The sequence below is a fragment of the Algoriphagus aquimarinus genome, assembly GCF_007997215.1.
Classification (GTDB): domain Bacteria; phylum Bacteroidota; class Bacteroidia; order Cytophagales; family Cyclobacteriaceae; genus Algoriphagus; species Algoriphagus aquimarinus_A.
Genome location: NZ_VORW01000001.1, coordinates 424,692 through 443,877, shown reverse-complemented (window position 1 = coordinate 443,877; position 19,186 = coordinate 424,692). Strand labels below are relative to the sequence as shown.

The 19,186-nt window shown below is 40.8% G+C and carries 17 protein-coding genes; 8 read left to right on the top strand and 9 right to left on the bottom strand.

Features of this window, described 5'->3' with window-relative positions; genetic code table 11:
* Positions 1-48: 48 nt before the first annotated feature.
* Complete coding sequence (locus ESV85_RS02035; protein ID WP_146914571.1) at positions 49-684, bottom strand: response regulator; 636 nt, start codon at positions 682-684, stop codon at positions 49-51.
* On the bottom strand, positions 677-2,668 hold the full coding sequence (locus ESV85_RS02030) for a sensor histidine kinase (RefSeq protein ID WP_146914570.1): 1,992 nt from the start codon (positions 2,666-2,668) through the stop codon (positions 677-679). Before ESV85_RS02030 ends, ESV85_RS02035 begins: the two co-directional genes overlap by 8 nt.
* A 313-nt stretch (positions 2,669-2,981) precedes the next feature.
* Between ESV85_RS02030 and ESV85_RS02025 the strand changes: the two genes are divergently transcribed.
* From ESV85_RS02025 to ESV85_RS02005, 5 genes are all read left to right on the top strand, one after another.
* A complete protein-coding gene (locus ESV85_RS02025; RefSeq protein ID WP_223275885.1) occupies positions 2,982-5,381 on the top strand; it encodes a TonB-dependent receptor domain-containing protein in 2,400 nt (799 codons plus the stop codon).
* Between the two features lie 28 nt (positions 5,382-5,409).
* A complete protein-coding gene (locus ESV85_RS02020) occupies positions 5,410-6,129 on the top strand; it encodes a DNA alkylation repair protein (protein WP_146914568.1) in 720 nt (239 codons plus the stop codon).
* Positions 6,130-6,204: 75 nt separating this feature from the next.
* The gene (locus tag ESV85_RS02015) at positions 6,205-6,450 is read left to right on the top strand and encodes an AbrB/MazE/SpoVT family DNA-binding domain-containing protein (protein WP_146914567.1); all 246 of its coding nucleotides are present in this window, start codon (positions 6,205-6,207) and stop codon (positions 6,448-6,450) included.
* Positions 6,441-6,764, top strand: coding sequence for a type II toxin-antitoxin system PemK/MazF family toxin (locus ESV85_RS02010; RefSeq protein WP_146914566.1), 324 nt, complete (start codon positions 6,441-6,443; stop codon positions 6,762-6,764). Before ESV85_RS02015 ends, ESV85_RS02010 begins: the two co-directional genes overlap by 10 nt.
* Positions 6,765-6,811: 47 nt before the next feature.
* Positions 6,812-7,414 (top strand): nitroreductase, encoded by a 603-nt coding sequence (locus tag ESV85_RS02005; protein WP_146914565.1) that lies wholly within the window; start codon positions 6,812-6,814, stop codon positions 7,412-7,414.
* Positions 7,415-7,477: 63 nt separating this feature from the next.
* Here ESV85_RS02005 and ESV85_RS02000 read toward each other — a convergent pair whose 3' ends face one another.
* From ESV85_RS02000 to zwf, 3 genes are all read right to left on the bottom strand, one after another.
* Positions 7,478-8,527 carry an NAD(P)-dependent alcohol dehydrogenase gene (locus ESV85_RS02000; protein WP_146914564.1) on the bottom strand — a complete coding sequence of 350 codons (1,050 nt, stop codon included), beginning with the start codon at positions 8,525-8,527 and terminating at the stop codon, positions 7,478-7,480.
* A 148-nt stretch (positions 8,528-8,675) separates the two neighbouring features.
* Positions 8,676-9,389, bottom strand: coding sequence for a 6-phosphogluconolactonase (gene pgl / locus ESV85_RS01995; protein WP_146914563.1), 714 nt, complete (start codon positions 9,387-9,389; stop codon positions 8,676-8,678).
* 226 nt (positions 9,390-9,615) lie between these two features.
* Positions 9,616-11,142: a glucose-6-phosphate dehydrogenase gene (zwf, locus tag ESV85_RS01990; RefSeq protein ID WP_146914562.1), complete on the bottom strand. Its 1,527-nt coding sequence runs from the start codon at positions 11,140-11,142 to the stop codon at positions 9,616-9,618.
* A 195-nt stretch (positions 11,143-11,337) separates the two neighbouring features.
* On the opposite strand from zwf, the gene gndA reads away from it, so the two are divergent.
* Positions 11,338-12,750 carry an NADP-dependent phosphogluconate dehydrogenase gene (gndA, locus tag ESV85_RS01985; RefSeq protein WP_146914561.1) on the top strand — a complete coding sequence of 471 codons (1,413 nt, stop codon included), beginning with the start codon at positions 11,338-11,340 and terminating at the stop codon, positions 12,748-12,750.
* Positions 12,751-12,984: 234 nt separating this feature from the next.
* Here gndA and ESV85_RS01980 read toward each other — a convergent pair whose 3' ends face one another.
* The gene (locus ESV85_RS01980; protein ID WP_146914560.1) at positions 12,985-13,575 is read right to left on the bottom strand and encodes a carboxymuconolactone decarboxylase family protein; all 591 of its coding nucleotides are present in this window, start codon (positions 13,573-13,575) and stop codon (positions 12,985-12,987) included.
* 76 nt (positions 13,576-13,651) lie between these two features.
* Positions 13,652-14,197 carry a peroxiredoxin gene (locus tag ESV85_RS01975; RefSeq protein ID WP_410488843.1) on the bottom strand — a complete coding sequence of 182 codons (546 nt, stop codon included), beginning with the start codon at positions 14,195-14,197 and terminating at the stop codon, positions 13,652-13,654.
* Between the two features lie 113 nt (positions 14,198-14,310).
* Between ESV85_RS01975 and ESV85_RS01970 the strand changes: the two genes are divergently transcribed.
* Positions 14,311-15,240: a hydrogen peroxide-inducible genes activator gene (locus ESV85_RS01970; protein ID WP_146914558.1), complete on the top strand. Its 930-nt coding sequence runs from the start codon at positions 14,311-14,313 to the stop codon at positions 15,238-15,240.
* A gap of 36 nt (positions 15,241-15,276) precedes the next feature.
* Here ESV85_RS01970 and ESV85_RS01965 read toward each other — a convergent pair whose 3' ends face one another.
* Entirely contained in the window at positions 15,277-15,780 is a 504-nt protein-coding gene (locus tag ESV85_RS01965) for a hypothetical protein (RefSeq protein WP_146914557.1), read from the bottom strand.
* Positions 15,781-15,975: 195 nt separating this feature from the next.
* Between ESV85_RS01965 and ESV85_RS01960 the strand changes: the two genes are divergently transcribed.
* The gene (locus ESV85_RS01960) at positions 15,976-17,535 is read left to right on the top strand and encodes an SDR family NAD(P)-dependent oxidoreductase (RefSeq protein ID WP_146914556.1); all 1,560 of its coding nucleotides are present in this window, start codon (positions 15,976-15,978) and stop codon (positions 17,533-17,535) included.
* 104 nt (positions 17,536-17,639) lie between these two features.
* Here ESV85_RS01960 and ESV85_RS01955 read toward each other — a convergent pair whose 3' ends face one another.
* On the bottom strand, positions 17,640-19,040 hold the full coding sequence (locus tag ESV85_RS01955; RefSeq protein ID WP_146914555.1) for an alpha/beta hydrolase family protein: 1,401 nt from the start codon (positions 19,038-19,040) through the stop codon (positions 17,640-17,642).
* Between the last annotated feature and the right edge of the window lie 146 nt (positions 19,041-19,186).

Below are 19,186 nucleotides of genomic sequence, written 5' to 3'. Positions count from 1 at the left end.
ATACGTAGAAACACGTATATTTTGATTTCACTTAGGACAAAAATGCTCTCAATCTATAATATCACGATTCTTCTGAGCCCAGATTAACAAAGAGTTGTGTTTTTTTTCTAATTGAAGCTTTACAATCATATTGCTCCTATGTTTGTCAACGGTGCGCTCTGATATAAACAGTTTGTTGGCAATTTCCTTGGTAGAAAGTCCATCCGCTAATAATCTGAGAATTTTTACCTCTGAAGGGGTTAAAGGATTATCATCTGATTGGAACTTACTTTCTTTCAGACCTTCGAAAATTTTCTCGCTGAAAAATTGCCCACCTGCTAAAACTGTAGAAACAGCTTTGGATAAGTCATCTAATGCAAATTCCTTTAATATATATCCCGACAGGTTCAGTTCTTTAGCCTGATGGTAGAGGTAAATTTCTTTATGAAGCGTAAGAAGGATCACTTTGGTGGAGAGGCCTAATTTCTTGCATTCAGCTGCAATCTCAAGCCCAGTTTTTTTAGGCATTTCCATGTCTAAAATAGCAAGCTGAGGTTTGAATTTGATAATATGATCAAGTGCGCTCTGCCCCTCATTAGCCATACCTACGATGTCCAGCCCCATTTCGCTTAAGAAATCGTACAATCCTTTCAAAAGAATGGGATGATCGTCCGCAATGATTACTGTTGGTTTTTGGCTAGACATAAACGATAAAACTTAAGCTGGTTCCAGTGCCTTTTTCACTAGTGACTTTCATACTTCCTTGCATGGAGGCAATCCGCTCCTTTAGTGTTTTCAACCCGAGGCTTTGAAAGTCATTCAATTTTTCCGAAAAATCAAACCCTTTGCCATTGTCTTCGATTTTTAGCTCTACGCCTTTTTCAATTTTTTTGAATAAAACCCGCAATGCACTGGCCTCAGAGTGTTTTAGGACATTATTGATAGATTCCTGAAGGATTCTATATAGTTGCAATTCTTCTTCTTTTTTCAAAACTCCTTTTAGCTCTTCGATCTCTGAGGATACAAATATTTCCGTTTCGCGATCTATTTGATCTAATAAGTGTTCGGCGGCTTTACTCAGGCCAAGTTTTTCTAGTTGCATTGGGTGAAGTGATCTGGCAATTGATCGTAATTCGCTGATGGCTGTATCCAATAGTTCACCGGTAGTGTTGTCTTTAGAAAGTGCAACTTTGTTTTTGATCAAAAGAAGGCTTTGGCCTAAGCCATCGTGGAGATCTTTGGATATCCTTACTCGCTCGGCTTCCTGGTTTTTCAGGAGTTCCTGGGAAAATCTTGATTGCATTTGTTTCTTCTTCTTTTCATGTTGCAGGTTTTTCCAGAGGAAAATTAATACAGCTGAAATAATCAGCACAAATACGATGACTGCAATAATTCTAAGTTTGGCCCTGTTACCCTGGTTGATCGATTCGATCTCCTGAGTTTTTGTCAGGATCTCTCTCTCTTTTCTTTCTGTTTCATAAAGTGTCTGGTAATACGAAAAAGTAGTCGCTTGATTAGCTGCAAATATTGAGTCGGTATAGCGTGTCAATTCTTCCCGGATTTCGTACGCTTTGCCAGATTGACCCAGGTCTTGGTAAGTTTCTCCTAGTAGACGGTAAGCTTTGATTAAATGATCCATATTTTTGGACTCTTTGGCCGCCTTGAGAGACTCTAGAACAAGCTTGTTTGCTGCTAATACATTTCCTTTGGAATATTCTAACTGAGCTTTAGCATTGAGGTAAACAGGACTGGTAGTCGCTACTTCAGGCACATATGAAATCATTGCTTGTGCCTGAGCAAAGTATTCTTTCTGCTTTGTCAAATTCCCATGCTCTCCAAAATAATTGCTTAGAGAAAGCTTAATCATGCTTTCGGTATAATAATCCTGTGGATCAAATGGGGTCAGAGAATCGGCTTTTACTAGGTAGTCCAGTTGATCTTCGAACCTTCCTTGTTTCCCAAAATCTTCGGATTGATTGTAAAGTTGGATCGCAACATTGAATGTGTTTTTACTTTTCCTGTAGGTGGAAATCAGTGAACTTCTAATTTTTTCGGCCTCATTATAGATGGCAAATTTGCTAAACAAAATAGCCATCCCTCCATCTACATAATTAACATATTCTCCGTCTGCAAGTGCCTGATAGATATCCCGCGCAGTTTGATAGTCCTGCATACCTCCCAGTAGGTCACCTTTGTAATCTCTCGCCTGACCACGGAAAAAGTAAGAATCTGCGATTAAAATAGAATCCTTTTTTTCGAACCTATCTATTGCCTTTCCATATTCTACAATAGCTGAATCAAATTGCTCAATGTTGAAATAGGTTCCAGCTAATTTCAGGTGTAGAGTTCCTCTATTTTTAGAATCACTTACATCGAGTTCATGGGTAATTGCTCTTTTAAGAATCTGCTTTTTCAGCTCGGGAGTTTGAATGGAAGGTGAAGGGTGGTGAAAAAACTGAATGGCCAGATCCGCCATCAAATCATAGTTTTCCTCTTTTTCACTGAGGTTAATCATCTTCGTTAAATATATTCCTGCTAATGAGTCTTTAGGCGCTGACGCTTCTAATAGAGTGGTTAATTCTTTGAGATTATTTGTATGAATATTGTCCTTTTTAGTTTGAGCAATGGAATTTATGCTGGCAAGGGTAGTGACAAGCATACAGCCCAATGAGTAAATCAATCGAATCATTTTTAAAGGTAAGTAAATCAATAATCAACAGGCTATTTATATCTTTTTATGAAGAGTTACCTGCTTTAAGTTTGACAAATAGACTACCGCTTGAACGGATAAAATTCATGTTATCCAGACATTTTCCCATAGAACAAGTTTTCCCAGAAAAGCGAAACCTTCAGCTGATTTAGAGGTTACTATATAGAGATTCGGTTGTAATTGATTGATAATTAATCATTTAAAATCTTTTTCAGATTTTCCACTATTACCTAAACTGCTTCTATCTGTTGTTATGAATAAATTTTCCCCCTTATCAATAATTATATTTTTTATGATGTCGTCCTTGGATGCCTTCGCTCAAGAGATTCGAGTAAAAGGCAAAGTGATGGATGGAAAGCGCGAAGCAGCTCTTGAGTTTGCGAATATTGCTTTATTGTCACCTATGGATTCGGCAGTTGTCACTGGGGGAATGAGTGATTTAGATGGGAGTTTTGAGTTTTCTACGACTGCTGGACATTATATTTTGAGGGTAGGATTTATTGGTTACTTGGAGTTTTATGAAAAAATTAACCTAGGTGTAAATAAAAACTCTGTCAATCTTGGAACAATCACACTTGAGGAAGATGCGCAAAATCTTCAAGAAGTAGTAGTTGAGGGAGTTACTTCCATGTTTGAATCCGATATCGACAAGCGTACCTATAATGTAGAAAACAGCATCGTAGCAGAAGGTCAAACAGCCTCGCAATTACTTAGTACTTTGCCTTCTATTCAAGTGGATGACGAGGGAGGGATCACCATGCGCGGCAGCGGTAATATTCTGATCTATATCAATGGTCGTCCTTCAAATCTTTCTGGCGATGATGCAGAGAGTATTTTGTCGCAATTTCCTGCTAATAGTATCAAGTCAGTAGAATTGATTACTAATCCATCTTCCCGATACGACGCCACAGGTGTAGGCGGGATAATCAATATTGTTTTGAAGAAAAATGAAAAAACAGGTTTCAATGGACAAGTAAATGCTTCGGTCGGTACCCGTGAAAAATATCAAGCGGGCGTAAACTTGAATTACGGAACAGAAAAGGCCAATTTCTACACCTCTTACAATTGGCAGAATAGAAGACAGCGGGAGAATGGTGAAGGAAGCAGGAATAATTACCTGGATGGATTTTCTCCTAGACTAGAGCAAGTTCAGGATGGCTATGAAGTAGAAAAGACACATTTAATTAGAGCAGGAGTGGATTACAATATTTCTGATAGAGCATTGTTGGGAGTGTATTTCCAGGGCAATTTCGATGATGAAGTAGAATATGCCGATATCATGCAGCGTAATTTGAGTGTAACCGGTTTATTGGATTCAAGCTCTATGAGGGTCAATGATGAACTGAGTAAGAGTTCTAACTATGAAGGAGGTATAAATTACACTTGGGATATAGATTCACTTGGGCAAAAACTATACACCTCACTTTCCTATTCTTATGACAACCGTGAACAAACGGAGTTTTATAACCAGGAGTTTATAGACGCAGATGGAAATTCAGAGCCTGCCAAGCGATTGACTCAATCAAATGATCGTCCTAGAACGAGTAATCTATACGTAGCTCAGCTGGACTATGAGAAGCCATTCAGGAATGGAGCGTCTATAGAAACTGGCCTGAAGGCTACAATTGGAAACTGGAAATGGAGCCAGCGATTTGCTCAGGGCGATGAGTTTACTGACTTCGAACCTGCAGTGGTTGATTCCCTGACTGATACTTACGATTTTGATGAGCACGTCTATGCGGCTTATTTTACTTATAGAAATACTAAGGGGAAATTTGGCTATCAGCTTGGTTTGAGGGGTGAATACACCGAGACTTTAGGTGAAACTGCTAGGAATAAAGAGAGCATTCCTAATAATTACTTCAATGTCTTTCCAAGTGCATTTTTGAGTTATACCATCGCGCCGGAGAATGAACTTACGCTGAATTATACCAGAAGAATTTCCAGGCCAAGTATCTGGGATTTGGCACCTATTTATAGAGTGAGGGATCAGTACAATTTTAGTATTGGTAACCCATACCTACAACCAGAATTTACTGACAGCTATGAAGTAGGCTATATGAAAGGCTGGGACAAGTACTTGCTGAATGCGACGGTATACCATCGTTTCAGTACGGATGTGGAAACTCGAATCACGATTCTAACGGATGATAACGTTGCGATTCAAAGCAGACAAAATGCAGATACGAGATCCAGTACTGGTTTTGAGTTGATCAATCAGATTCAAGTCTTCAATAATCTTGATGCTACTTTGACTGGAAATCTATTTTATTCTAAAATCAATGCGGAAAACATAGAGCAAGATTTCAGCAATGAGAATTTCAGTTGGACCTTGAATTTGCTCGCAAATTGGTTGATCCCGAATTGGTTTAGTGTACAGGCACAAGGGAATTATCGAGGCCCGATAGTGCTGCCACAAGGACAAATCGAACCCCAGTATAGTTTGAATATGGGCTTGCGTAAGGACTTTCTCGACGGAAAAGCCACCGTGTCTGTAAATGTGAGTGATATCTTCAATACCAGAAATTTCAGAATTACTACGGACAATCCTAGGTTTGATGAGAAGCGGGTATTCCAACGAGAAACTCGTGTTGGGACTCTTGCATTTACCTATAGATTTGGAGGATTCAAAGAGAAGGCTGGCGAAAACAGGAGCAGTAGAGAAGGAGGAGATGGTGGTGATGATTTTTAGAAAAGTATAAGGTTTCCTACTTTTACACATGAGCCTTTTAACAGAACAAATCAAAGCTTCACTTTCGGATAAGGCCATTCCTGAGAAAGCAGCATTTTTCCCGCGATTCTTCAAGTCCGGCCCCGGCGAATATGGTGAAGGTGATCAGTTTCTTGGAGTGATTGTTCCCGAGCAAAGGAAAGTAGCTAAAGCAGTTTTCAAAGAGATAAGGTATGCTGAAATAGCGGAACTTCTTCAGGATGTCCATCATGAAGTGAGACTCACTGCTGTCTATATTCTTGTTTACCGTTACCAGAAATTGAAAAGTGAGGCAGAACATAAGGAATTGGTGGATTTTTATTTGTCGCAGCTTGATTCTGTAAATAACTGGGACTTAGTAGATAGCTCTTGCCATCATATTCTCGGGCATTATTATTTGAATAAAGAAAAATCTCTCTTTTATGAATTAGCGGATTCGGATCATTTGTGGAGGCAGCGAGTGGCAATGATCAGTTGTTATTACTGGATTAAGCGAGGATATTTTGATGATGCTTTGGCTCTGGCTGAGAAGCTACTTTATCATTCGCATGACCTGATTCATAAAGCAGTTGGTTGGATGCTTCGGGAAATAGGCAATAAAGATTTTGAAGTAGAAATGAGTTTTTTAAGAAAGCACTACACGACCATGCCTCGGACTGCTTTGAGGTATGCGATAGAGAAATTTGATCCAGAATTAAGGAAACAGCTATTGACTGGAAGGTTGGACTGAGGCATTACATTACTTGAGAGTAAATAGTCAACATAGAAAATATGTTATAACTTTGTAATTACAAATTAGGAAATTATGGAAGCATCAATTATTCAAATCGGTAATTCTAAAGGTCTCAGACTACCTAAAACGATTATTGAAAAGTATGGCTTAATCGATAAGGTTGAAATCATACTTGAAGAGGATCAGATTATTTTGAAACCCATAAAAACTGTTCGTGAGGGATGGGGAGATTCTTTTGCTGAAATGCATGCCCAAGGTGATGATCAGCTGTTGATCGATGATGTATTGGAGGATGAAAATCTGGAGGAATGGAAATAATTCAGTACCTCATTGTATTGGTCAATCTGGATCCTACGATAGGAAGTGAAATCAGAAAGACAAGGCCCTGTGTCGTTATTTCACCAGATGAAATGAACCATCATCTCCAGACAATTGTGATCGCTCCGATGACAACTAACCTAAAGAAATACCCTACCCGAGTTGCTGTATATCATGATAGCAAAAAAGGGATGATAGCTATAGATCAAGTTCGGACGATTGATAGATCAAGAATCATCAAAGTCTTTGATAAGCTAAAACCGCAAGAAATAAGAAAATGTAAATCTGTGATCAAGGAAACTTTTGTCGATTAATAATCCTTAACCACATTCAATACTTGAATTAACTATTACCATATTATATGCAAAAGCCTGATTTCAACATCGAAGAAGTAAATAAAATTATCCGTGGACGTAGATCCATGTTTGCGGCGCAGTTCAAAGAAAATGATCCAGTAGATGATGCTGTCATCGAGGAGTTATTAGAAAATGCGCGTTGGGCTCCTACGCACAAGTTAACTCAGCCTTGGAGGTTTATCGTGTACACAGGAGATGGTTTGAAGAAATTTGCAGACTATCAGGCGGACATGTATAAGCTTCGCGCTGAGAAAAATGGGACGCCATTTTTGGAAGCGACTTATCAGAAATTTAAGCAAGGGCCACTGAAAGCATCGCATATGATCGCTATCATCTTGAAAAGATCTGAAGGCATTCCATTGATGGAAGAGATTGCTGCAGTTTCTATGGCAGTTCAAAACATGTACTTAACTGCTTCTGCTCATGGGTTGGCAGCATATTGGGGAACAGGTGGGCCGACATTCTGGCAAGAAGCTAGAGAAGACTACGGTCTGGAAGGTGAAGATGCTTTAATGGGCTTTTTCTATGTAGCCAAACCAGCAACGGATAATTGGCCGGAAGGCAAAAGAGATTCTATGGATGAAAAAGTAGCTTGGATTAGAGAGTAATCTCTTAAAAAAACAAAAACGGCAATGAAATCAATCATTGCCGTTTTTTTATGTGTTCACTTCTTAATTTTTCAAAGAAGCCATATCAATCACAAATCGGTAGTGAACATCACCTGCGATGGTGCGCTCGTATGCTTCATTGATTTTATCGATAGAGATCACTTCTACATCAGAGACAATATTGTGCTCAGCACAGAAGTCCAACATTTCCTGAGTTTCTTTGATGCCACCTACAAGAGAACCCACTAGACTTTTTCTTCCGAAAATCAGTGAACCTGCATGGATATGTTCCATTTCAGGAGGTACACCCAAAAGAACCATCGTACCGTCTGTCTTCAATAAAGAGAGGTAGGAATTGTAATCATGTTGACCTGAAACAGTGTCAATAATCAAATTGAAAGAGCTTGCCATCTTTTTCATATTCTCAGGATTTGTAGTCAGCTCGAAATGATGAGCTCCGAGGGCATCGGCATCCTTAGCTTTTTCAGGAGATCTGCTTAGCATGGTCACTTCTGCTCCCATTGCCGCAGCAATCTTCACTGCCATGTGACCTAGTCCTCCCAATCCTACCACAGCAACTTTATCACCTGCTTTTACATTCCAATGCTTCAAAGGTGAATAGGTCGTAATCCCAGCACAAAGCAAAGGAGCCACAGCTTCAAGTGGTAACTTATCTGATACGCTTAATACAAACTTTTCAGTTACCACGATATGAGTGGAGTATCCCCCATAGGTGATAGTTTTTTTATCCTGAAGGAATGCATTATATGTCTGAGAGTTACCGTTTTCACAGTATTGCTCCAAGTCTTCTGCGCAATTATTACAATGTCCACATGAATCAACAAAACATCCAACACCTACCGTGTCGCCTACTTTATGTTTGGTGACATCAGAACCCACTGAAGATACTTTGCCAACGATCTCGTGACCTGGAACTACTGGATACATTGTCCCTCCCCATTCATTTCGAGCTGTATGAATGTCTGAGTGACATACTCCGCAATACAATATTTCGATTTCTACATCTGTTGGGCCTGGAGTACGTCTTTCTAGATCAAAAGGTGCAAGTGGTTGATCAGCTTTCTGCGCTGCATATGATTTTACTTGTGTCATTATAATGATTGGTTAATAGTTTTCTTATGAGCTCACAACAAGTTGCTGAGGAATTAAGTTTTAGCAGACCTGAATACTGGGGGGAAAAGCAAAAAAAAATCCTGCGGTTTGCGTCCGCAGAATTGATGTTCAAGTATTTAAAACGAGGCTATCTTATACCTTTCGCAGCATCCTTATCCAAAAACCAGATCAATTCACCATGTGATGGCTGCACCAAGTTTGCTGGATATAGCGCAAAGTCCTTGTCCTTTTTGATGATTTCCTGCACTTTTTCCGCTTTACCAGCTCCAGTTACTAAGAAGGCAACTGCTTTGGCATTATTGACAATTTTACCAGTGATGGTTACCCGCTTTTGGCCAGAATCAGGGTGTGTAGCTACGACACAGTTTTCTGGAGAATCCCAAAGTGAAATAGAATCAGGGAAAATAGAAACAGTGTGTCCATCATCACCCATTCCTAGCATGACTAGGTCAAACTGAGGAATATCATTCAATTTTGGAAGCTCTTTGTCCAAAACTTGACTGTACCGAACGGCTTCACTTTCTGGGTCATTTTCTCCCAAAACTCGATGAATATTTGCCGTAGGAATCTCAATCTTCGATAGCAAGTGATCCACAGTCATCTTGTAATTGCTTTCAGAGTCGTCGGGTGCTACGCAGCGTTCATCTCCCCAGTAGAAGTTGATTTTTGACCAGTCGATTTCACTTCCAAAATGAGCTGCTAAATAATCGAAAATAATCTTGGGCGTGCTACCTCCGGAAAGTGCGATGTGGATGGTTTGATCGCTCTTTGCTAAGTCTCTGAAGTATTCAGAAAACTCCTTGGCAACCTGATCTTTGGTGTCGTATATATTAAGTGTCATTGGTCTAGTAGATTTATGAAATCCCTAAATATGCATGATTTGGGACTTTACTATAATGGTTTGAATTACTATTTCGCTCTTTCAGAGCTTTGAGATAGTTAATTTATCATTTACCCAGCCCTTCAGGCTGGGCTATGTTATCGCAGGCTTTCAGCCCTTTTTTTCGAAAGGTTTATCATAAACTGCGTTCTCTGCGTAATCCTCTGTGCCCTTTGCGGTTTAAAACTTATAGAATACAGAAGCCTGTTTCGTCAGTCAGACGATTTCCAGGGTTTCTCCAGCCAAAATGACCTTCGAACATGTCATCAGAATTTCTTGGCCCCCAAGTTCCAGCTGCATAGCCGTAAGTAGGGACATCTTCATTTTCCCAATACTTTAAGATTGGATCCACAAATCTCCAAGCAGCTTCCACTTCATCTGCTCTTGCGTAAAGAGTCGCATCTCCTTGCATAGCGTCCAAAAGCAGTCTTTCGTAAGCATCCATTATCTCGGCTGAGTCGAGGTCAGAATAGTAGAAATCCATATTGGCCTGCTCAACATTAAAGCCTAATCCTGGCACCTTCACACCAAATTTGATTAAAATACCTTCGTCTGGCTGAATACGGATGATAAGCTTGTTGTCTTTTTTATAGACATCCTGACTTTTGAATACTTCGTGCGCCGGAGACTTAAAGTGAATCACTACTTCAGTCACCTTAGTAGGCATATATTTGGCAGTGCGGACGTAGAAAGGCACATCCTTCCAGCGCCAATTGTCAACGAAAAACTTAACCGCAGCAAAGGTTTCTGTTTTGGAATCCGGATTTACACCTTCCTCCTCTCGATATCCCTTTACCTTTTTACCATTGATGGTTGAGGCCACATATTGGCCTTTCATTGTATGATGAGAAAGTTCTTCATCACTAGTCATTACTCGCAGCGATTTCAGCGCTTTGACCTTTTCATCACGGATTTCCTCTGCACTAGAATTGATCGGTGGCTCCATTACGATGAGCGAAACGACCTGAAGTAAGTGACTCTGGAACATATCGCGGAGTGCACCAGACTTGTCATAGTATCCACCACGTTTTTCCACACCTACAGTTTCTGCATTGGTGATTTCCACATGATGGATGTATCGGCGATTCCAGGTCGGTTCGAAAATCGAATTAGAAAAACGCGTTACAAGTAGGTTCTGAACCGTTTCTTTGCCTAAATAGTGATCAATTCTATAGACCTGAGGTTCTTTGAAGTATTTGTGCAAGCCTTCGTTAAGCTCTTTTGCAGTTTCCAAACTGTACCCAAATGGCTTCTCCACAATGATGCGTTTCCAGCCCTTTTCTTCCTGTGTCAAGCCTGCTTCACAAAGATTCTTTGCGATGACTTCATATAGACTGGGAGGTGTGGAGAGATAGAATATATAATTCTCTTCACAGCCCTTCTCTTCATTTAGTTGGTAAATTCTATTGGCCAAGCCAGAGTATTTGCTGTCATAATCATCGCCCAAGTCCTCATAAAACATTTTTTCAGCAAAAGCAGCTATAAAGTCTTTGCCTTCTTTGCTGATTTTATCCTTCAAAAACTCGCTCTCCTGAACTACCTTTTGACGGAATTCCTCATTTGACATTGCACTTCTGCTAGCTCCCAAAACCACAAAATTTTCGGGAAGATGCTTTCCTTTGTACAGGTTATATATTGCCGGTACCAGTTTTCTGGCAGTCAAATCACCTGACGCACCAAAAATTATTAGCATCTGGTTTTGTGTTTTTTTCATCAGTTTGGGCGTATTTTTATATTTTTTGTATCAAAACCCGACTTTGGGCGATCACAAATTTATCAATCTTACTAGAAAGCCAACCTTCAATCCATTAATTTTGGACTCAAGAGACGCAAAAATAACCCATATTTATTTCTAACCTTGCAAGCGGTAAGGCATAGAAGCAGATTTGAAAAATAACACTAAGAAACGATGGAGTACACAAATTATGATTTTGGATTAGTTGGCCTTGGGGTAATGGGGCGAAATTTTATTTTGAATGTCGCCGACAATAATTTCAAAGCTTTTGGCTACGATCTGGATCAGGAGAAAGTTGATGCGTTGAAAGAAGAGGGTGGAAATCTAGAAAAGGTAAGTGCATCCACTGATATTAAGACTTTTGTGCAAGCCTTGTCTTCTCCTCGTAAAATCATGCTCCTCGTGCCTGCCGGGAAGATTGTTGATCAGGCAATTGAAAGCCTTCTGCCACTTCTGGACAAAGGAGATATCATTATAGATGGTGGAAATTCATTTTTCACCGACACGGATAGAAGAGAAGCTTATTTGAAAGAAAAAGGAATTCACTTCTTCGGTTCTGGAGTTTCAGGTGGAGCAGAAGGCGCTAGGAAAGGCCCGAGCATCATGCCAGGTGGGGACAAAGAAGCTTATGAGTATGTAAAGCCAATTTTTGAAGCTGTTTCTGCGAAATATAAAGGTGAACCATGTGTGGCTTACCTTGGCCCAAAATCAGCTGGTAACTATGTGAAAATGGTGCACAACGGTATTGAGTACGCCATGATGCAGCTGACTTCTGAGATTTATGATTTGTTGAAGAAATCCTGTGATCTATCTAATGAAGAACTTCACCAAGTTTACGATACTTGGAACAAAGGTCGATTACAATCATTTTTGGTAGAAATCACTGCTGAAATTTTCACCCAAAAGGATAACTTGACGTCAGGAGATTTGGTGGACGTGATTTTGGACAAAGCCAAACAAAAAGGAACTGGTAAGTGGACTTCTCAGAATGCAATGGACTTGGGTATTCCTGTTCCTACCATCGATATGGCGGTAAGCATGCGTGAGATTTCCGCATTGAAAGATGAGCGAGTTCAGGCTGACGAATTGTATTCTCGACCTGAAGTGGCTCATATCGCCAAAGAAGAGTTGATCGCTCAAGCAGAGCAAGCTCTGTACTTCTCATTCATCATCGCTTATTCTCAAGGTTTGCATCAGCTGATGTACGCTTCCAAGGAATACGGTTACGATCTAGACATGTCTACGATTGCTAAGATCTGGAGAGCTGGTTGTATTATCCGTGCTGGACTTTTGGCGGATATCGCCGAGGCATATACCGCGGATAATTCCATCCCGAATCTGCTATTGTCTCCCTCATTCGTGCCTAAAGTTCAAGGCACTTTGCCAGCAGTTCGTGAAGTAGTTGCTTTTGCTGCAAAAAATGGAATTCCTGTTCCAGGACTTTCCTCTGCGTTGAGTTACTTCGATGCTTACACTTCGACTAAACTTCCACTAAATCTGATCCAAGCTCAGCGTGACCACTTCGGTTCACATACCTACGAGCGTACTGATCGTGAGGGGATTTTCCATACTGAATGGGGGAAATAATAGTTAACAGTCTTCAGTAACACAAAAGCTCTCGAATAATATTGGCGAGCTTTTGTGTTAAATATATATGCGAATCCAGCTTCTGGAGAAGCAGGACAACTGTAACAAAATTCCACCTTGTGCTCTCTGCGATCCCGATAGCCATCGGGACTCCGCCTTCTCCGCGGTTAAAACATTAAAAAAACCTCCCGATCACTCAGGAGGTTTTTGCATTTATATACCGGACTATAATACTTAATAAATCACTTTTACCATGCTCTGGATGACAGAAGCCATACGGATCGATTCGAAAATTCTTTCTTCACTAGTTCCCATTTCGATCAGGTGATTCTCGTGAGAAGCCACACACATCTGGCAGCCATTTACAGCAGACACTGCGGTAGAGATCAATTCGAAGAACTCTTTACCCAACACAGGATTCATCATGATGTTCATGCGAAGCCTGGCAGGGATTTGGGCATACTTTTCCTTTTCTACGAAGTGGCGGAATCTATACAATACATTATTGCTGCTCAACAAAGAAGCACAAGCTACAGCTTCGCCGATCTCGGCTACCGTTGCTTCGTTTTCCTCAGCTAATTTTCTAAAAAATCTCTGAAGTGGGTTGTTTGCCGCGTTAGCGGCAAGTGCCAAGCCCATCAAAGCAACTTCCTTTTGATTTAGCTTATCTCCTTTGAGGATAGTCTTGAAATTGAGTTTCAAATCTTTCACATATCTGGAATCAGCATCGCCCAGATTTCTCAAAGATTCGTTGGTAAATTCTTCATTCAGCCCTACTACTTCTAAAAGCTCGACTACTGATTGATTTACATTTAATACTTCCATGGTGTAAGATTTAGGTTTGAAACTAGCAAAGGAGATCCTGAGACCTCCTTTGCTGTTAATAGATTTGAGGTCTGATTTAGTTCAGGTTCAACGTTTCTTCACCTTTTTCCCAGTTACATGGGCAAAGCTCGTCAGTCTGAAGTGCATCAAGCACTCTCAATACTTCTTCTACATTTCTACCTACAGAAAGATCGTAAGCAGATACCCAACGAACGATTCCTTGAGGATCGATGATGAAAGTAGCTCTGTAAGCAATTTTCTCAGTTGCTTCCAGGATACCAAGTTCTTCTGCAAGAGACTTAGAAGTATCAGCTAGCATAGGGAATTTAAGGTCACGAAGATCTTCGTGGTTGTTTCTCCAAGCCAAGTGAACGAATTCAGAATCAGTAGAAGCACCTACCAATACAGTATCTCTGTCTGCAAATTCACCTTCGTTTTTATTGAATTCAGCGATTTCGGTTGGACATACAAAAGTAAAATCCTTTGGCCACCAGAACATCACCATCCATTTGCCATCGGCAGTGTGGATATCGTTGCTGATTGTCTTGAATTCTTGTCCTTTTTCTCTAGATACTACTGCGGTTTTTTCGAAAGCTGGGAATTCAGCGCCCAAGCCTAATATGCGATTGCTCATATGATATATGTTTTTAGTTTTCAAAATTGTTACACAAAGTTGTATCACATTTTCTCATAAATCAAATTAATAATTCTTATCTATTCATAACTTTAGGTTATATGACAATAGCCCAGCTAGAGTATATCGTAGCCTTGGATAACTTCAGGCATTTTGTAACTGCAGCAGATAGCTGCAATGTATCTCAGCCAAACCTCACTACGCAGGTGAAAAAGTTGGAAGAAGAGATTGGGGTCAAAATTTTCGATCGTGATACAAAACCTCTTCAGCCGACAACTGCAGGTAATTTGATCCTCCTAAAGGCTAGAAAAATTCTTAAGGAAATATCAGAATTAAAGGAATTCGTCCTCACTGAAAAAGAATCCTTACAAGGAGAATTTACCCTAGGCGTGATACCTACTATTTCTCCCTATTTACTGCCATTATTTTTACCTGAGTTTGTGAAGTCAAATCCACAAACCAAATTGATTATTCGGGAAATGCAGACCGCTGAAATCATTCTTGAATTACAGCGAGGCACCTTGGATGTCGGTTTGCTTGCAACTCCTTTGGAGGAAAAAACTATCCGAGAGATGCCACTTTTCTACGAGCCATTTCTCTTATATCTTCCCCAAGAACATCCTTTTCTCAAGAGAAACCACATCATCCCTGCCATGCTGGATCCAAATCAAATCCTGGTATTGGACGAAGGTCACTGCTTTCGCGATCAGATCCTTTCTATTTGCAACAGCAAGGCTTCCAAAAACAACTTTGGATTTGAATTTAAAAGTGGCTCCATCGAGTCTCTCATGCGATTGGTAGACAAGGGTGTGGGCTATACACTCGTGCCCGAAATGGCAGTTTTGGATAAAAAAGAATCTGGCTTGATAAGAAGGTTTGATGCGCCAGAACCAGTTAGAGAAATAAGTCTGGTGGTAGCCAAAAACTTCACCAAAAACGTGTTGATTCATGCGATCCGCAAATCTATTCTGCTTTCAATACCAGAGCGATTTCAGAAAGAAGATCAGTACAAGTTGATTACTTGGAAGTAGGACCTCCGAAATGAAGCTTTATAATTATTCTAATTCTCAACCGACTTTCAGGCGAAGTTCACCATGTCTTTTCACCACTTTCAATTCGAAGTGTTGATTGATGAAAGCCTTGCAGTGATTTTCTGCCCATTCGGCACGTGAATCAGTATCAAAAAGTAAAGTCATTCTCAGCATGGTTTTTACATACTGCTCGTAAATACCTAATTCGCTGACATAGGCAATAAATGCTGCAGACCAATCCTCTTGAAATTTTTCTAAGTGTGTTCTTCCATCAAAAAGCATTTCCAGCTGATTATCGCCGTGCTTGTAGCGATAGATACCACTAAGTTGGCGATAGATTAGGCGAGCACGTTCTCGGGGAAACTCAAACGTATCAAGAATCTGCTCGTAGGTTGTATCCATGAGTTGAAGCGGATTATACAGAGAAGTATAGGATCGCTTCAATTCAAAAATCATTCGATCAATTAGCTCCTCTTCCAGCACAGACTGCGCCTGACGAAGGATATAATTTTTGTCTAATGGAAAGAGTTTTTGGATCATTGCTGCGCAAAAGTAATAAATTATCTTTTTAGGATGGGTTTAAATAGCAATTTATATGTTAAATATTGATCCTGAAAATTCACGCTATTCAGTGAAAGTCACCATGTTCAGCAGTTTTCTCAAGCTCAATCGCAAGCCAAATCGGTAATCCCATTTTTTAAATCTTTACTTTTGCGCCCTTGTAAGAACACTACCATGGAAAAGGAAACAGAATCTGTAAACCCAGTGAAAATCACCCCCGAACAAATTGAACAATGCATCGCCATTTTGGAGGGGTTGAACGCAGATACAGATCAGATTTTCGCTATTCCGACCGAGAATAGACTTGCCTTGCTCATGGCTGCGGGGCAATTTTCCCGACCGAGCAAAGAGGAACTTGCTGAGCGAAAAAAAGGTGCGAAAAAGATCCATCGAAAGAAGATTGCTGATAAAGACAAAACGGCTCGAAAGACAACAGGCATTCGTTCTGCGCGTGAAGCCTCAATTTTCATAGCTCCAAGCATGCTGGCATTGACAGGCAAGGAATCCGACGAGGCCATCCTGCTCGAAACACCTCGTGAGTGCTACGTCTGCAAGAATTCTTTTGAGAGACTTCATCATTTCTACGATACCATGTGTACGAATTGTGGTGATTTCAATTACGCCAAGCGTTTCCAGACCGCCGATCTAGAAGGTCAAGTGGCTTTGGTGACTGGATCTAGGTTGAAAATCGGTTACCATATTACCTTGATGATGCTACGCGCAGGAGCGACAGTGATTGCCACTACCAGATTTCCTATAGATTCTGCATTGCGCTACGCCAAAGAGCCTGATTTTAAAGAATGGGGAGATCGTCTTCATGTTCACGGATTGGATTTAAGACATATTCCAAGTGTTGAGATTTTTTGTAATTACATCGAGCAGCAATACGATCGACTAGATGTGCTGATCAACAATGCTGCGCAAACAGTGCGCAGACCAAGTGGTTTTTATCAGCACTTGATGGAAAATGAATCCTTGGCTTGGACGGATCTTACTCCAGATTCGCAAAAATTGCTATCAGACCATCATGCTTGCTTGCAAGAAATACGAATTCTCAGTCAGGAATTTGCCGAAGGCGACAACAAAAATCTACCTGTATCCTGGCATGGGAAACAGCTTGGAATCGGTCTTACTTCTTCTGCTCAATTGACACAAATTCCCTATAGCATAGATGATTCTTTGAGTTCGGAGGAGATTTTTCCTATCGGCAAACTCGATGCAGATCTGCAGCAAGTGGATCTAAGAAAGACAAACAGCTGGAGACTGAAGCTTGGTGAAATTCACACCAATGAAATGCTGGAAGTGCAGTTGGTGAATTCTGTTGCTCCTTTTGTGCTGTGTAACCGTCTCGTGAATATCATGAAGAAGGATAATACAGGTAAAAAACATATCATCAATGTGTCTGCCATGGAAGGTAAATTCCATCAGTTTCACAAGGAAGCCCGCCATCCGCATACTAATATGGCTAAGGCAGCGCTGAACATGATGACACTTACTTCGGCTGCGGAATTGCCAAAATTCGGGATTTATACCAATGCCGTGGACACAGGCTGGGTGACGGATGAGGATCCTGCGGAACTGGCTAAGCGCAAGCAGGATTTGCATGACTTCCAACCTCCACTGGATATCGTCGATGGGGCAGCACGAGTAATGGATCCGCTATTTGATGGGATCAATACGGGCAAGCATTGGAATGGGAAATTTCTGAAGGATTACAAGCCTACGAGTTGGTAAAAAGTTGCTCGCGGCGACGCAACGACGCAGCGTTGAATTTGAAAACTGGATTTCTGAAAATAAAAAATATCATTAACCTCTTACGTCTCACTTTTCACTTAAAGTTAATTCACCCGTTCTTTAATCCAATTCAAAACAACCTCCATTGCTAGAGGAGAAAAAGTCTGCTCAATCGTCCCATATTCACTTGGTGCGCCGGTTTGAGCTTCTTGGAATAAGTGATTCAACCCTTGTAATTCCACTGTGGTAATGTCTTTATTTCCGCCTTTTTCCAGCGCGGCTTTTATTGCTCCTAGATTTTCCTTTGGTGGCACTTGCAGATCCTTTTCCCCGTTGATTGCCAATACCGGAGAAGTGACTTTTTCCAATGCTGGAACCGGATCATATTTGATAAAATACTCCATCCATGGACTCGTTAACTGATCTATTTGGGCTTTTACAAATTCTTCCTCACTCATTCCACCAGGGATATTTTCTGCAGGTATTTGGCGGAAAACCTGAGTCATATATGCCGACATTTCGGTTTTTAAGTCTTCTGAACTTTGGTCTTTGACCATGATCTCAAATGCCTTTCTGCTGATCATGTCGTTTTCTGCCAGTTGATTTGGACTCATTCCGGAGGCTTTCCCAATCAGAGCTTGCTGCGCCAAAAGCAATTGGTCACCCCGAATTCCTGTGCCGGCAAGAAGTACAAGGAAGTCAACATCCTCACTTTGATTTGCCACCATAGGTGCAATCAGCCCACCTTCACTATGACCAATCAATCCTAAATGACTGTGATCTATTTCAGTTCTTGTTTTCAGATATTTAACTGCAGCAGCTACATCAGTAGCAAAGTCTGCGCTTGTAGCCGTACTGAAATCACCTTGGGATGCCGCAGTTCCGCGATCATCAAAGCGTAGTACTGCAATCCCATTTTTGGTCAAATAATCTGACAATACCAGAAATGGCTTATGTCCCATTAGTTCTTCGTCACGGTTTTGAGGACCAGAACCAGAGATCAAGACTACCGCAGGAAAGTTGCCGGATGCTTGCGGCAAAGTAAGTGTCCCGGCAAGCGTGATTCCAGCTTGCTCATTGTAAAAAGTTACATTCTGAGCCTCATAAGGATAAGGCTTTGCAGGCTCCTGAGGTCTTTTCGTTTCTTGTTTTTTAATTTCTTCACGAGAAAGATTCATTGGAAAAGACTGACCAGCTTGGGTGAAAACACCGATAACCACTTGGTCATCGCCGAGACTTCCTTCGTATTTGATATTCGCGTTGGAGATGGCGATCATCAAAGTGCCATTCTCGAAACTGGTGGAGGAGACAGGAATTCCAAATGCTCCTTGATCAGGACTATCCATGGTAGAGCTGAAGCCACTTGCTGTTTTCGAAATATTAAAGACTAGTCTCAATTGCACGCCCTGCACTTTCAGGACACCGTTCCATTGGCCGGTGATCTCTTGAGCAAAACTGGAAATCGAGAATACAACACTGAGTAGTACTAAGAAAAAAGCCTTCATAGTTAAAATTGGTTAGCTGGTAGCAATTGAAATTCTCTAATAGGAATTCAAAAGGGAAATTAAGGAAATTTCTGTAGTCTGTAGTTTACGATTTGAATCACACAAAGAAGAATGCTGCTGTAAGCTTAATCTTTTATTGCCACAGC

Coding starts and splice junctions, on each gene's coding strand:
- ESV85_RS02035 (WP_146914571.1), bottom strand. CDS start 684: ATGTCTAGCCAAAAACCAACAGTAATCATTGCGGACGATCATCCCATT.
- ESV85_RS02030 (WP_146914570.1), bottom strand. CDS start 2,668: ATGATTCGATTGATTTACTCATTGGGCTGTATGCTTGTCACTACCCTT.
- ESV85_RS02025 (WP_223275885.1), top strand. CDS start 2,982: ATGATGTCGTCCTTGGATGCCTTCGCTCAAGAGATTCGAGTAAAAGGC.
- ESV85_RS02020 (WP_146914568.1), top strand. CDS start 5,410: ATGAGCCTTTTAACAGAACAAATCAAAGCTTCACTTTCGGATAAGGCC.
- ESV85_RS02015 (WP_146914567.1), top strand. CDS start 6,205: ATGGAAGCATCAATTATTCAAATCGGTAATTCTAAAGGTCTCAGACTA.
- ESV85_RS02010 (WP_146914566.1), top strand. CDS start 6,441: ATGGAAATAATTCAGTACCTCATTGTATTGGTCAATCTGGATCCTACG.
- ESV85_RS02005 (WP_146914565.1), top strand. CDS start 6,812: ATGCAAAAGCCTGATTTCAACATCGAAGAAGTAAATAAAATTATCCGT.
- ESV85_RS02000 (WP_146914564.1), bottom strand. CDS start 8,527: ATGACACAAGTAAAATCATATGCAGCGCAGAAAGCTGATCAACCACTT.
- pgl (WP_146914563.1), bottom strand. CDS start 9,389: ATGACACTTAATATATACGACACCAAAGATCAGGTTGCCAAGGAGTTT.
- zwf (WP_146914562.1), bottom strand. CDS start 11,142: ATGAAAAAAACACAAAACCAGATGCTAATAATTTTTGGTGCGTCAGGT.
- gndA (WP_146914561.1), top strand. CDS start 11,338: ATGGAGTACACAAATTATGATTTTGGATTAGTTGGCCTTGGGGTAATG.
- ESV85_RS01980 (WP_146914560.1), bottom strand. CDS start 13,575: ATGGAAGTATTAAATGTAAATCAATCAGTAGTCGAGCTTTTAGAAGTA.
- ESV85_RS01970 (WP_146914558.1), top strand. CDS start 14,311: ATGACAATAGCCCAGCTAGAGTATATCGTAGCCTTGGATAACTTCAGG.
- ESV85_RS01965 (WP_146914557.1), bottom strand. CDS start 15,780: ATGATCCAAAAACTCTTTCCATTAGACAAAAATTATATCCTTCGTCAG.
- ESV85_RS01960 (WP_146914556.1), top strand. CDS start 15,976: ATGGAAAAGGAAACAGAATCTGTAAACCCAGTGAAAATCACCCCCGAA.
- ESV85_RS01955 (WP_146914555.1), bottom strand. CDS start 19,040: ATGAAGGCTTTTTTCTTAGTACTACTCAGTGTTGTATTCTCGATTTCC.